At 35.0% G+C, this 13,511-nt stretch carries 10 protein-coding genes; 6 read left to right on the top strand and 4 right to left on the bottom strand.

The features are described 5' to 3' along the window. Window positions 1–129: 129 nt before the first annotated feature. Window positions 130–855 (bottom strand): response regulator transcription factor, encoded by a 726-nt coding sequence (locus BW942_RS01325; protein ID WP_000849259.1) that lies wholly within the window; start codon window positions 853–855, stop codon window positions 130–132. Between the two features lie 228 nt (window positions 856–1,083). Between BW942_RS01325 and BW942_RS01320 the strand changes: the two genes are divergently transcribed. After that, window positions 1,084–1,479: a DUF4279 domain-containing protein gene (locus BW942_RS01320; RefSeq protein WP_000070243.1), complete on the top strand. Its 396-nt coding sequence runs from the start codon at window positions 1,084–1,086 to the stop codon at window positions 1,477–1,479. Between the two features lie 319 nt (window positions 1,480–1,798). Here the strand turns inward: BW942_RS01320 and BW942_RS01315 are convergent, their stop codons facing one another. Beyond that, window positions 1,799–2,128: a hypothetical protein gene (locus BW942_RS01315; RefSeq protein WP_001068299.1), complete on the bottom strand. Its 330-nt coding sequence runs from the start codon at window positions 2,126–2,128 to the stop codon at window positions 1,799–1,801. A gap of 245 nt (window positions 2,129–2,373) precedes the next feature. Here BW942_RS01315 and epmA point away from each other — a divergent pair, with 245 nt between their 5' ends. The 3 genes from epmA (at window position 2,374) to BW942_RS01300 (ending at window position 7,217) form a co-directional block, all read left to right on the top strand. After that, window positions 2,374–3,348, top strand: coding sequence for an EF-P lysine aminoacylase EpmA (epmA, locus tag BW942_RS01310; protein WP_002142465.1), 975 nt, complete (start codon window positions 2,374–2,376; stop codon window positions 3,346–3,348). 175 nt (window positions 3,349–3,523) lie between these two features. Continuing rightward, window positions 3,524–4,675: an OmpA family protein gene (locus BW942_RS01305; RefSeq protein WP_001074459.1), complete on the top strand. Its 1,152-nt coding sequence runs from the start codon at window positions 3,524–3,526 to the stop codon at window positions 4,673–4,675. A 268-nt stretch (window positions 4,676–4,943) separates the two neighbouring features. Further along, the gene (locus BW942_RS01300) at window positions 4,944–7,217 is read left to right on the top strand and encodes an aconitate hydratase (RefSeq protein ID WP_000863312.1); all 2,274 of its coding nucleotides are present in this window, start codon (window positions 4,944–4,946) and stop codon (window positions 7,215–7,217) included. 644 nt (window positions 7,218–7,861) lie between these two features. Here the strand turns inward: BW942_RS01300 and BW942_RS01295 are convergent. Both BW942_RS01295 and BW942_RS01290 read right to left on the bottom strand, forming a co-directional pair. Then, window positions 7,862–8,551, bottom strand: a complete 690-nt coding sequence (locus tag BW942_RS01295; RefSeq protein WP_000838605.1) for a TetR/AcrR family transcriptional regulator — start codon at window positions 8,549–8,551, stop codon at window positions 7,862–7,864. Between the two features lie 422 nt (window positions 8,552–8,973). Beyond that, entirely contained in the window at window positions 8,974–9,591 is a 618-nt protein-coding gene (locus BW942_RS01290; protein ID WP_000603280.1) for a lytic transglycosylase domain-containing protein, read from the bottom strand. Between the two features lie 55 nt (window positions 9,592–9,646). Here BW942_RS01290 and BW942_RS01285 point away from each other — a divergent pair, with 55 nt between their 5' ends. Both BW942_RS01285 and BW942_RS01280 read left to right on the top strand, forming a co-directional pair. Further along, entirely contained in the window at window positions 9,647–11,962 is a 2,316-nt protein-coding gene (locus BW942_RS01285) for an ATP-binding protein (RefSeq protein WP_000011406.1), read from the top strand. Beyond that, the gene (locus BW942_RS01280) at window positions 11,963–12,622 is read left to right on the top strand and encodes an LIC_20245 family lipoprotein (protein WP_000037749.1); all 660 of its coding nucleotides are present in this window, start codon (window positions 11,963–11,965) and stop codon (window positions 12,620–12,622) included. Window positions 12,623–13,511: the final 889 nt, after the last annotated feature.

Here is a 13,511-nt window from a genome sequence, read left to right as displayed (position 1 = left end):
ATACAAATAGGTTCAAATTCATCTTTCTAATAAAAGCAGAAAGAATATAACTCTAATTTATAAAAAAAGCCCGGATGAATCCGGGCTTTTACATTTCAAAAAGTACGGGAGAACTTTTTGAAATAAAATTTAATCTGGAATTACGATGTTATCGTAATTATCAGTAAATCTATAACCAATTCCCCAAATCGTTTCGATCCATTCTGGTTGAGCGGAATTTTTTTCCAGTTTAGAACGAATTCTTTTAACATGAGAATCGATCATTCTTTCAAAACCATCCCATTCCATTCCCCAGACCGCTTCTAAGATCATTTCTCTGGAAAAAACTTTTCCAGGAGAAGCCGCCATCAGTTGCAGAATATCGAATTCTTTTCTGGAAATATTTACTATATTGTCTTTAAGAGTTACTCTTCTGCGGACTGGATCAATTTTCAAAGCGCCTCGAATGATTTCTCCGCTGGCGCCTACGTTCGGTTTGATTCCTGCTTTTTTATCCCATCTGCGAAAGAATACATCTACTCTCGTCTTGAGTTCTCGAACGGAAAATGGTTTTGTGATATAATCATCCGCTCCTAGCTCAAGTCCCATAATTCTATCGATTTCTTCGTTTCTTGCCGTTACGATAAAAATAGGAGTATTTTCGTCATTTCGTCTAACGGTTCTACAAACTTCGATTCCATCTATGTCCGGAAGAGAAAGATCTAAGATAACCATGTCAGGATGATTTGCTTTGTAGAATTTAAGACCTTCTTCTCCGCTTGTTTGCAGAGTGGTTGAATAATGAGCCGAATCTAAGGATTTTCGAATTAAATTTCCAATATCCGGATCATCTTCTATAACTAAAATTGTTTTCATTACCAAACTCCCGTGAAATAATTAGAGGATAAAATTACCTTATCTGCAACAGATAAAACCAATGAAATGTTAATAAAGGAATTTTTTTTGTTAGCCATATTTTTACTGAATCTCTTGTCTATTTTCGATTTTAAAGATCATAGTTTCTTTGAATAACTGTGGTAAAATCATAGATTGTGTTAAATTAATATCAAATATCATTAAAGTTCGAAAGTGTGTAAAAAAACTATGAGTAATCCGCTTACTTGGGCAATTCTTTCCGTAAACGAAGATGACCTTGATTCCGAATCGGTGACCCGTGAATTAGGTCTTGAACCGGACTTCAGTACTCCGATAGACGTCACCGATAAGGAAGGAAAACCTCTCGGTTTCGGTCATTGGCAATTACATTCTACTTTGAGTGCCGAAGAACCTTTAGAAGAGCATATCTTACAGATATTGGAAAAGGTATTACCTTCGCGTCATAAGGTGAAGGAATTCGGGACCAAACATTCCCTTTGTTTATACGTTTCCGTAGAGTTTTCAGATTTCTCAAAACAAGAAACGGAAATTTCTTCTCGTATTCTTTTGCTTTTGGGAAATTTAGGAATTAAATTGGTCTTTCAGCCTTGGCAAAAAGAATAGACGTTTTGATAAGTTTCCATTCGTAAAATGAATGTTAGTTGTCTCAGAATTTAATTATATTAAAATACTATAAAATACCTTACATGGGTTTATATAGGAAATTAAAAAAGTAAATTTATAAGTAAGTATTAGAAATTGTAATTTTAAGTAATTTCCAGGCATTTTTGCAGAATTTAATAGAGTTTTGAAAAATTCCAGAGTGGAGATGAGCAAAATTGCTTCAATTGTCTCTTTAATACAACGGAAACAGATAGGGAATTAATCTTCCAACAACTCTTACTGAGAATATAAGAGATGGTTCATATTTTTGAAAAAAAGTTTAAGAAAGGACTAAAATGACTTTATCCATTCTATAGAATTGAATCAATTTTTTCAACGAAACACTTGCTCCCGATATGACTAACGTTCTATTTTTAAGTCTGAGATCGAATGCAAAAGAAATTAGTTTCATTGCGGCTGGAAGAGGTAAGACTTTAATTTCGTGCAGATTAATTTTCACATGAAGATTAGACTGATAAAATAAAAGAGCGAGCACGGATTTTAATTCATCTAAAGTAACTTCATCAAAGGATGAGATTAGAGGAGTTACTTCCGTACTTTGACGGTTTCTTTTAATTTCAAAACGTTCGTATCTTTGGATCGGATTCATGTCGGATCTTTTAAAAAATTTTAAATATCAAATCTTTGATTTAAAGAAAGAGTTGTCTCAAAAAATGAAAATTCAACGACAATTTTTTAAACAGATTCTTTAGTTTTTAAAGAAAATGTGGGAACTACTTATTATTAAATGAATTGGTTTTTTTAGGAAAAGAAGTTTTTTCGTATTTGTAAGAGTTCCTACATCTGAAAATTTTGATTGCTCTTTTAAATCGTAGAAAATCGACAAAAAGTAAAATGAATGAATTGAGCCAAGAAGTTTTAATCCAGAGAGCCAAGTTTTTATCCGTTCTCCGAAAATTTTTTGAAAAAAGAAATTATTTAGAAATGGATACTCCTTGTCTAAAACCCGTTCCTTCCATGGAACCTTATTTAGATCCTTTTTTAGTAAGATCTCCTTCTAAAAAAGAAAAAGGATATTTGATTACTTCTCCCGAATATTCTCTTAAGGAAATATTGTCCAAAGGATTAGAAAAAATTTACGAAATTACACATACGTTTCGTTCCGGAGAAGAAGGAAGTCCGTTTCATAGCGCCGAGTTTTTAATGCTCGAATTTTATACCGTCGGAATTACACTCGAAGGTTTGATGGATTTTTGTACGGATCTTTTAGAAGTACTGGATCAAGAATTTTATTCTTATGGATTTAACCGAGAACAGGTTCAAAGGATGTCCGTAGAAGAATCTCTTAAGAGATACGCTTTTTGCGGAATTTCTAAATCGGAACTAGACAGGGTAATCACGGAACATACGTTAAGCGAAATACCTGCGGAAAAAAGAGCTTATGAAGATTCATTTTTTATTGTGTTCTTAAATCTTGTAGAAAAACATTTACCAAAAGGATTTACTTTTTTATACGATTATCCTCCGGAGTTAGCCGCTCTTTCTAAAATTCGATCCGGTTTCGCAAAACGTTTTGAACTCTATTTCGGAAATTTAGAATTGGGAAATGCATTTGAGGAATTGACGGATCCGATCGAACAGATTTCACGGTTTCGTTCCGAAAGAGAACTGAGAAAAAATTTAGGAAAGGAAGTCTATGCAATTGATTCCGGTTTAGAACGAGCTCTTAAGGAAGGGATTCCGGATTCCTGTGGAATTTCAATTGGTTTGGATAGGCTCCTTCTTTGTATTTTAGGGGGAAGTTCTTTGAGAGAAGTTAGTCCTTATTATGGTAAGTTTTTGAATTTTCAGATCGGATCGGAAGATTGACCTACAAAATTTGACAGAACGCTTTTATGGATTTCATTAACTTAGCAAAACACTTTCTATGAATGATCGCGTTTTAGTTCAATTTTTGAATGATTGGTACCGAATTTATAAAAAGAAAAAAAACTTTAGTTGCAGGGAATAAATTCTTCTCTAAATTTTGGTGCGGTAAAAGATTATGGCGAAGAAAGAAAACTACTATATTACTATCAAAGGTAGAAAATATGATCGTAAGTTGATCCAGCTCGCGGAAGAGTTCACTTCCGGTAAACGGGACGGTAAGATTTCGATCAACGACGCAAAACGTCTTTTAAAAATTGTCAAGGATAACAACGCTTATACGGATATAGAAAAACATACGATCGAATACATTCGTGAAAACTATAAGTTTACCGAAAAATCGGACGAATGGTTCCGTTCAGAAATCCGTAAATGGGCCGCTAAAAAAGTGCAAGAAGCAAAAAAGAAAAGTGATGTGGAATCCATCCTAGTCGATGATTCTGAAGCGCCGGAAATAAATTTTCCTTCCAGTTGGGGAGAAGACAAAACCGAAGTTGTTGAAATTACACAAACCTCTAAAATAGATTGGAGAGAAAATTCAAATTTTTCATCCGCAACGTCTCACTCTAAAAAAAATAAAAAGATCATTCCAACTTTAATTTTTCTTTCTGGTTTTTTGATTCTTGTAGGTTTAGTTTATTTTTTTCGAACCTTATTTTATAAGGAAGACTTGGAACAAGTAGTAAAAACGAATTCTGAGATTGTCTCTAATTCAAAAGAAAAACAATCCGACGTTTCGATAGAAAAAGCAGAATCTACAAAGGAAGTTCGAAAGAAAAACGTAAGATCTAAAAAAGAAGAATCGGAAATTCCAAAAAATGCTCTTACAATTCTAAAACCTCAAACCGGAAAGAAGTTAGAATCTAAATCCTTATTCTCTTCGTTGACAAATCAAAATTCCACAGAAGAATTTTCTTCCAATCCTCAATTTAGAGAAATTGAATCCAATGTAATTCGTTTTGAAAAAAACAGCATTCAAATTCATAAAGAATCGAGACCAAGTCTCAACCGTTTGGCTCGCTGGATGAAACAGGATTCTTCGATCCGAGTCAAAGTTATCGGTCATACTTCTTTAGAGGGTAGCGAAGACGCCAATCAAAAAGTTTCTCTTCTTCGTGCACAAACGGTTCGAAATTATATCGCCGGGAATGGCATTTCCAAAGATCGTTTTGAGATTATTCCCAAAGGCGCAAGCGTTCCTATTGGCGATAATTCTAAAGAAGAGGGGAAGGAAATGAATCGTAGAGTGGAACTTAGAATCTATAATTGATTGTCGATTTTAACTTAGGTTTAATATAAAAAAGTTTGGTGAGAATTCAGGCCGTGTTTGAGGCCTGATTGCTTTTGCGATTTTAAGTAGGTAGTTGTAAAATTCTTTCCTAAGCTTTCAAATCCTATTTTTCAATCTTCCTCTGAAAAATCCTATACAAACTAAATGCTTGCATCAGCATGAATTTGTAACTTGTCCTATTCTGTCGATGAACTGGAAGGACAACTCGTAGAAGGGCAGGTTCACTCATTCATCTACGGAGAAAACAATGGCATTCGATATAGAAATGATTCGCGCCCGATACGATAAGATCGGGGTTCTTGTTACAAAAGCAAGAAACGTCGTTGGAAGACCTCTTACTCTTACCGAAAAAATTCTTTATTCCCATCTCTGGGAAGGCGAACCGAAGACGGCTTACGAAAAAGGAAAGTCTTATGTGGATTTTGCGCCGGACAGAGTTGCGATGCAGGACGCTACGGCTCAGATGGCTCTTTTGCAGTTTATGTCTGCGGGTAGAAGTAAGGTAGCAGTTCCGTCCACCGTTCACTGTGATCACCTAATCCAAGCGAAAGACGGTGCGACAGAAGACTTAAAAACGGCAAACACAGTAAACAAGGAAGTTTATGATTTTCTTTCCTCCGTTTCTAATAAATACGGAATCGGCTTTTGGAAGCCGGGTGCTGGAATTATTCATCAAGTAGTTTTAGAAAATTACGCCTTCCCTGGTGGAATGATGATCGGAACCGATTCTCACACTGTAAACGCGGGTGGTTTAGGTATGATCGCAATCGGAGTCGGTGGGGCCGATGCTGTAGACGTTATGGCTGGCATGGCTTGGGAATTAAAATTTCCAAAACTCATCGGCGTAAAACTCACAGGTAAGCTTTCCGGTTGGGCTTCTGCAAAAGATATTATTTTAAAAGTTGCTGGGATTCTTACCGTAAAAGGTGGGACCGGTGCGATCGTGGAATATTTTGGAGAAGGAGCAGATAGTCTTTCTTGTACTGGCAAAGGAACGATCTGTAATATGGGCGCGGAAATAGGAGCCACTACTTCTGTGTTCGGTTATGATCGGAACATGAGAGAATACCTTTTAAAAACAAATCGTAAAGAAGTCGCTGATCTGGCAGATAAAATCGCAGAGCATTTGACTGGAGATAAGGAGGTATATGCCAATCCTTCTCAATATTTTGATCAGGTTATAGAGATCAATTTGTCGGAACTTGAACCTTATATTAACGGACCTTTTACTCCTGACCTTGCGACTCCTCTTTCTAAGTTTAAGGAAGCGGTTCAACAAAACGGTTGGCCTACCAACTTGGAAGTAGGTTTGATCGGTTCTTGCACGAATTCTTCTTATGAAGATATTACTCGTGCCGCTTCTGTAGCAAAACAAGCGGCGGATAAAAATTTAGAAGTAAAAGCGGAATACACTGTGACTCCCGGTTCAGAGATGATACGTTATACGATCGAAAGAGATGGTCTGATAAAAACATTCTCTGATATAGGAGGAGTGGTTCTTGCAAACGCTTGTGGTCCTTGTATCGGTCAGTGGAGTCGTCATACAAAAGATCCGGAAAGAAAAAATTCGATCATTACTTCGTTTAACAGAAATTTTGCGAAACGTAACGACGGTCTTGCGGGGACTCACGCGTTTGTTGCGTCACCCGAAATCGTGACCGCTTTTGCAATTGCTGGTAAATTGGATTTTAATCCGATTACAGATTCCTTAAAAACCAAGGATGGAAAAGAAGTAAAACTAGATCCACCAACTGGTCTTGATTTCCCTCCGAACGGTTTTGACGTAAAAGACGCTGGTTTTATCGCACCTGCTGCGGACGGTTCTAAAGTGACCGTTGCGGTAGATCCTAAATCGGATCGTCTTCAACTTCTTTCTCCGTTTATTCCTTGGGAAAAAACGGACTTAAAAGGTTTGAAACTTCTCATTAAGGCCAAAGGCAAATGTACTACGGATCATATTTCTATGGCGGGTCCTTGGTTAAAATATAGAGGGCATTTAGATAATATTTCTAATAACCTTTTGATTGGAGCGGTGAATTCGTTTAACGATAAGACCAACGAAGTTAAAAATCAACTTTCAGGAGCTTACGAACCAGTTCCTCAAACAGCAAGGGCTTACAAAGCCAAAGGAATCGGGTCTATCGTAGTCGGAGACGAGAATTATGGAGAAGGTTCTTCTAGAGAGCACGCGGCGATGGAACCTAGGCATCTTGGAGTAAGGGCGGTGATTGTAAAATCGTTTGCTAGAATTCATGAAACAAATTTGAAAAAACAAGGAATGCTCGCTCTTACATTTGCGGATAAGTCAGACTATGATAAAATTCAAGAAGAGGATTCTATTGATATTTTGGGTCTGACTTCTTTTCAAGAGGGAGTTCCTTTGACTCTCGTATTACACCACAAAGACGGTTCTTCTCAAGAAATTAAGGCCAACCATACTTTCAACTCACAACAGATTGCTTGGTTCAAAGCGGGTAGTGCGCTCAATTTAATCAGCGAAGAACAAAATAAAAAAGGATAAACTCGAAAGATTTGTTCGTGTGAATTCTTAAGTTTTCCTTTCGAATTTCTCAAGAAGTTTCGAAAGGAAAACTTTTATCTCTAAAATCATACAATTGTAGAGAACCGAAGAACTTTCAAAAAGAATAATAAACCTAAATTGGGACAAAATTTGTAGGAACTATTACAAATCCGAGATTTTACAGTAAAACTCTAAAAATGTGGGAACTCCCGCGAATCATGATTTTACGAACAATTTCTAAAATTGTAGGGACTCATACTTTTAGAGAATCCTTTCTCATTTTCTAACGCCGAACTCACGTTAATTTTTAGTGGTCAGTAAAAATTAACGGTATTCAATTTGAGAGGGATAGTTCGGCCTAGAAAAATTTGGGCGAATAAGAGACTTAATATTAAGCTCGATCTACTTATCCAACTCACGTATTTTGTGCTGAAACGAAATCTAGATATACAATTTAGAATCCAGTTTGAGAAATCAGATTTTATAATATAGATTTCAATAGCAAATTTATAAATCACGCTGAAAATGATTTTGTCCCATTCTGAATTCAGGATTTGGTTAGGTATATTAAAATATTTTACTTTTTTAAAGTGTAGGAATTGCTATTTGTAAAAAAGTTCTATTGAATATATATTCAATTCACGTTATTTAGATCTTTTTTTAACTGATTCCGGTTCTAAACCTTTTCTAAAAATTCTTGCAGTTTCTTTAATGGCGGCTTGTATTTCTGTAGGGGGCATTTTATACACACACTGACCCATAAAACCTAAAGCAAAAGTAAGAGAAGAGATTGCATAGGCGACCGATTTTAAGTCTGCCTTAGAGTCGATCTTACCCATTTTTTTAAATTTTTCTAACTCTCCCATAAATTCAGGAATAATTTTTGTATAAATTTTCCTTTGAATGATTCGACTGACTTCGGAATCTAAAATGACCTGACTTACTGCAACTTTCATAAAGTCTTCGGCTTCTTTAAAGTCTTTACACTTACGACTAATCATACGTTGAAGACTTGCTTCTATGTCTATATAACTTTCTGAATTTTTAGAAATGCGGCGAGAATTTTCTTTTTTGATTTTTTCCGATCTAGTAAGAATTGCTTCTAAAAGTCCTTTTTTATTTCCAAAGTATCTGAAGATCAAAGCTTCGTTTGCATTTGCAACCTTGGCTATGTCTTTAGTGTTGGCTCCATCGTAGCCTTTTTTTGCAAAAACTTGAATGGCCGCTAAAAGAATAGCCGTTTCAGTAGCGGCGCGATCTCTTTTGCGAATCATCGCTTCAGAGATAACGTTATCCTTCGTTCTGACGTTTACCTTTGATTTAAGCGATTTCATTTTGCTCCCTATAAAAGTTAAAACGGTAGATAGTGTCACTCACTATTTCGAAAAAGTAACTGAATCTATTTTAAATTGCTTATGGGATCTAAATTGAACGTGATAAAAATCATTAGACTACATACATACTTGAATTTCTAAAAAGTATAGAAACTATCATACAATCCATAGATATGAAAAAGAAATTTTTCAATTGAAGCTATTCATGTCTGAATTTATAAAAAACGACATTCTATTTAGATTATTTTACAAAGAAAAGTTTAATACGATTGAATGGAAAGAGATTCGTTTGGGTTTTAAAATAATTGTAAAATTCGAAGAGGATGTTTTGTCTTTCATAAAATAAGACCAATCAATTATTAAGTTTATTTTAAAATTAGAATATACGATTATTTAAAATTTTAGAAAAGATTATAAATTTTTTATTCAGTATTCGAAGAATAAAACTTTTTTACTTTTTCCACGTAATTACGAGTTTCTTTGTAGGGAGGAATTCCCGCATAACGATCTACGGCGCTGGGGCCTGCATTGTAAGCAGCCAGAGCGTGATCTAAATTCTTATATTTGTTCAAAAGGTTGCTTAAAAATTTAGTTCCTCCCGCTACGTTTTCTGCAGGATCAAAAGGGTCTTCGACTCCAAGTAAATTTGCAGTGGAAGGCATTAACTGCATCAGACCAATTGCACCTTTGGGAGAAACTGCATCTGTTTTAAAATCAGATTCTGCTTTGATAACGCTCTGAACCAGTCTAGGATCAAGATTGTTTTTTTCGGATTCCTGGTGGATAATTTTGGCGAGACTCGGTTCTATGTTTTTCAGATCTTTGCCGAAATTTTTTTCCTTTTCAAGACTAGAGATGGATTTTTCCTGTTCCGATTTTAAAATAGAATCGAACGAATTCTTTGTCTGTTCTTTCGATTGAGTTGGAGCTTCTTTTACGAAACGATTTTCGATCTCCTGGATTCTACTTAAGACTAACTGCACGTTTGGAATTTCTTCGATTCTCATATTATGTCTCTCGGAATATTCTCTCAAAATCATGATCTTTTTTTGACTTTTTTAAGGGATTCTTGATAAATCAGCAGCTTAGGAAATATTGTCTTTTGTGATTGAAATTGCCGTCACATCCAGAATATCTGCGTTCCCGATTTTATACGCTAAATCTAGAGGTTTTTTCGAAAAAGAAGGAATTCAGGTCCAGATTCGAGTTTTAGAAAATTACGACGCGATTTTAGCTTTTTTAAGTTCAGGAAAAATAGAAGCGGGAGAGATTCCGTTTACTACTTGGCTGGATCTTCATCTGAAAAAAACCATACCGAACAAATCCATCTTTCGAGGGATGATTCTCTCGAGAATGATTCATTCATTTTATTCCAGATACAATTCAAGTACGGATTCCATCTTAGAAGGAACTTCATATCTAATACCCGCATTACAGAATACTTCGTTGGATAAGTTATTGGCTCGAGAGTTTATGAATTCTAGCCGATTTCGTAAAAAAATTTCTTATAGATTTGTTTATTCTAGATCTTATCTTTTAGAATATGAATTTGCTCAGACTACAACTCTTGGACTTATCGGTTCAGTTCAAGAGTTTCACTTTTTGAATAACGGATTTAGAATTTCAGAAGGTAGAGATTTACCTCCGTATCGTCTTCCAGTCAACATGCTTGCGTTTAACGGAAAGTTTGCGAAAACATATCCGGATAGAATCAATAAGGTTCAGGCCGCTTTGTGTCGTGCAATTGAAGCTTTGATCGAAAATACAAGCGATTCTACGGAACACGTGATTCAAGAAAACGTACCTGGTTTCAAAGTGGAATTGGAACAACTTCACTATTTTTATAAACAACCTTCTCAGGATCTGAAAGAGATTCTTTCTCCGGTTGCAACACTCGAAGAGTTAGAGTATTTAGGAAGTATCTATTGGAGAGCTATTGAACATCTAACGGATCCTCCGTCGGTTCTTTTAGAGGCTCTTGATTTAGCGGCTAAAGATCCAATTCCTACATATCCCGAAGCCTTGAAAGCAAAGAAGACCGTACTGATGGAAGAACACTTTCGCAGAGAAGACGAATCCAATCGAATCCTAGAAAGAACTGGAGATCGAAGAGAATTAGGAGATTTAGTTTCAGATATTCATAATTTGGTTTTGAACATCTACAATTCTAAAAAAGGGGTACGTTTACCTATATTACCTCTCAAAGGAACTGCGTCTGCAATCAGAACTGGGATTAATTCCATATTAGATTTTTTATTTCAAGATATTCGAGCTCAAGAGGTTCGATCTTCTGCAATTGAAAACGTTTTGATGATGCAGGGACTTGAGATGGATAAAAGAAATATAGAACTTCAATTCTCGGATGATCGTTTTAATTATTTATTCGAATTCTCTCCCATTCCGGTAATTTTACTGGATTCTGTTTCCGGAACGTTGATTGCAGGAAATTATAATTTCCGAAGTCTTACTGGCTATAGTAAAGATAACGTGCATAATTTGAAATTGGAAGATCTGTTTCCTGGTATCAAAGAGATGGGGGATTGGTCAACTCCGACTAAATCTTTGGAAACGATGCTTCGTGTGGATCAAGCAAGAATGAAGCTGAGGGATAAGTCTGAGATGGACGTTTCCTTGAGTATCACAGCTTTGTTTGAAAGAGCCAGAAAGATATATCAGGTTCATATTTTATATGATTCTGAAAAGAAAGAAACGGAACAGGCTAAACACGAATTTATTTCTAATATCAGTCATGAACTACGTTCTCCTATGACGAACATACAAGGTTACTTTGAACTTCTAAGAACTGAGATCAACACTTCTTTATCTAAAGATCAAAGTGGTATGTTGGATGTAATTGAGAAGAACATCAAACGTCTCAATCACCTGATAGAAAATCTTTTAAAATTTGAGGAAGTTCGTGGAGAAGATAATTCTGGTTTGATTGAAAACTTTGATCCTGCGTTGGTGATTGAGGAAGTATTATATTCAAATGAACCTTCCGCAAAAGAAAAAGGTTTGGTCGTAGAACTTGATCTAATCAAAGGACTGAAGGTTCGTGGGATTCGTTTCGAATTTTCTCAGGTGATTACCAACCTTTTCGTAAACGCGATCAAATATACAGAAAAGGGAAAAATCGAAATCAAAATGATGAAATCTACCGGTGGAGATAAATTGGAAATCAATATCAAGGACACAGGAGTGGGAATCGATCCTAAATATATCGAAAAAGTGTTCGAAAGATTTTTTCGAATTCCAAACGATCGAAACAAAAGAGTCGGGGGCACGGGATTGGGGCTTTCGATTTCTAGAACCATTCTCCACAAAATGAATGGAGAAATTACTTTAGAATCCAGAGTGAATGGAGGAAGTAATTTTAGAGTTTTATTACCTTTACAGTTTTCTAATTTATAGATGAGCAAGAAAATACTATATTCAATTTTATTAATTTTCTTATGTTCTTCTGTGGTGTTTATGTTCTTCTTGGAAGAAGAGAAAATTCTCAAAAATGATTCTTCTGAAAATGTAAGTCTGTCAAACGGGCTCAGTCGAAGTACAGTAATTAGAAGAGAGGATTCTTTATTTGAATCCGGAAATTTTTTGAACTTTACTGAATCGGAAGATTTACCCATTACAAATATTTCTTCGACAAATACGCCGAAAAATGAATATTCTACTTTGTCTTCCGAAGAAAAAGATAGAATTCGAAAAGAAGTAATTCAAAGAGTAAAATCACTTGCGGATCGTTTTCCGGATAATTCGTTGATTCCTAGAGAGTTGACCAAAACACAAGAAGACAAACGTAAAAAAGACGAAGAAAGAATATCGGAAGTTCGAATAGCATTATTGGAAGGAAGGGAAGTTATAAAGCCCGAAATGGAATTTTATTTGGATTCTAAAATTAAAAAGACGAAAGATATGGTTGAGATTTTAGAATATAGTATGAAATTTTTTCAAGATTCACGTAAAAATGATCAGGATTCTTCTTTAAAACTTATAGAAGAACGTTTGGTTTCTCTTCAAAAAAGTAGAGAAGAATTGGTTTTGGCGAAAAAGAAATTAGACATACCTTAAAAATAAAATCTAACCAAAATATCACCAAATCATTGTTTAGCGGTTTTAATTTGTGAATTTTAATTTTCTGATTCTCTTTTTAGAAGGTTTGAGTTCAGAAATTCTGTTTTTTATATGAGATTATCGTTTTATATCATTACAAAAATTAAAACCATTTTGCATTTTGTAAAAATTTTCTAACGTTAAAAGGTTGAGACTGTTTTTGGTTCTAACGAATATTTATAAAAATTTCTATTCTGTCTGACACGTAAGTTTGATACAAGAGAATTCTATTCTTGAACTTTGATTGTGAAATGTGGTAGTTTCCACGTTTTCAAAGTTTTGCCGTAAAATCGTGATTTGTAAGAGTTCCTACATATTAAGTCACATTACGGATTTTAAACGTTCATTTTTCGTGATTGAGCTTTGTATGAGTTCCTACGTTTTTTAAAATATAACTGTACAACATAAATTTGTGGTAGTTCCCACATATTAAGTCTCTTAAAATAGATCCCTATCTATTATCAGAGGCTTTTGGTTAGAGTTCCTACATTTTATTTTTACAGAAATCGGGTTTTATAAAACGAAGAAGCTTTTGCGCTGGACGTGAGTTCTATATAAGAAATCTGTTTCCTAAAATTTCGTTTTACAGTGAAAAATGGATGTGGGGACTCTTACAAAATCTTGAAATTGCCGTAAACACTAAGAGCTTGTTCTAAAACCGTCCAGTGTGGGAATTACTACGAAAATTTAACAACATTAGAACTATTCGAAAATTCATAAATTGCCAAATGCGACTTAATCTGTAGGAACTACTGCATTTTATTAAAAATTTCTAAGGAATTATCGTGTAAAATTTTTTGAAGTTTGGGACAAGCTCAAAATGTGGGAACTACCACTTTTAGAAAAT

The sequence above is a fragment of the Leptospira interrogans genome (assembly GCF_900156205.1).
Lineage (GTDB): Bacteria > Spirochaetota > Leptospiria > Leptospirales > Leptospiraceae > Leptospira > Leptospira interrogans.
The sequence above is the reverse complement of the archived record's forward strand: the minus strand, read 5'-3'. Positions and strand labels throughout refer to the sequence as shown.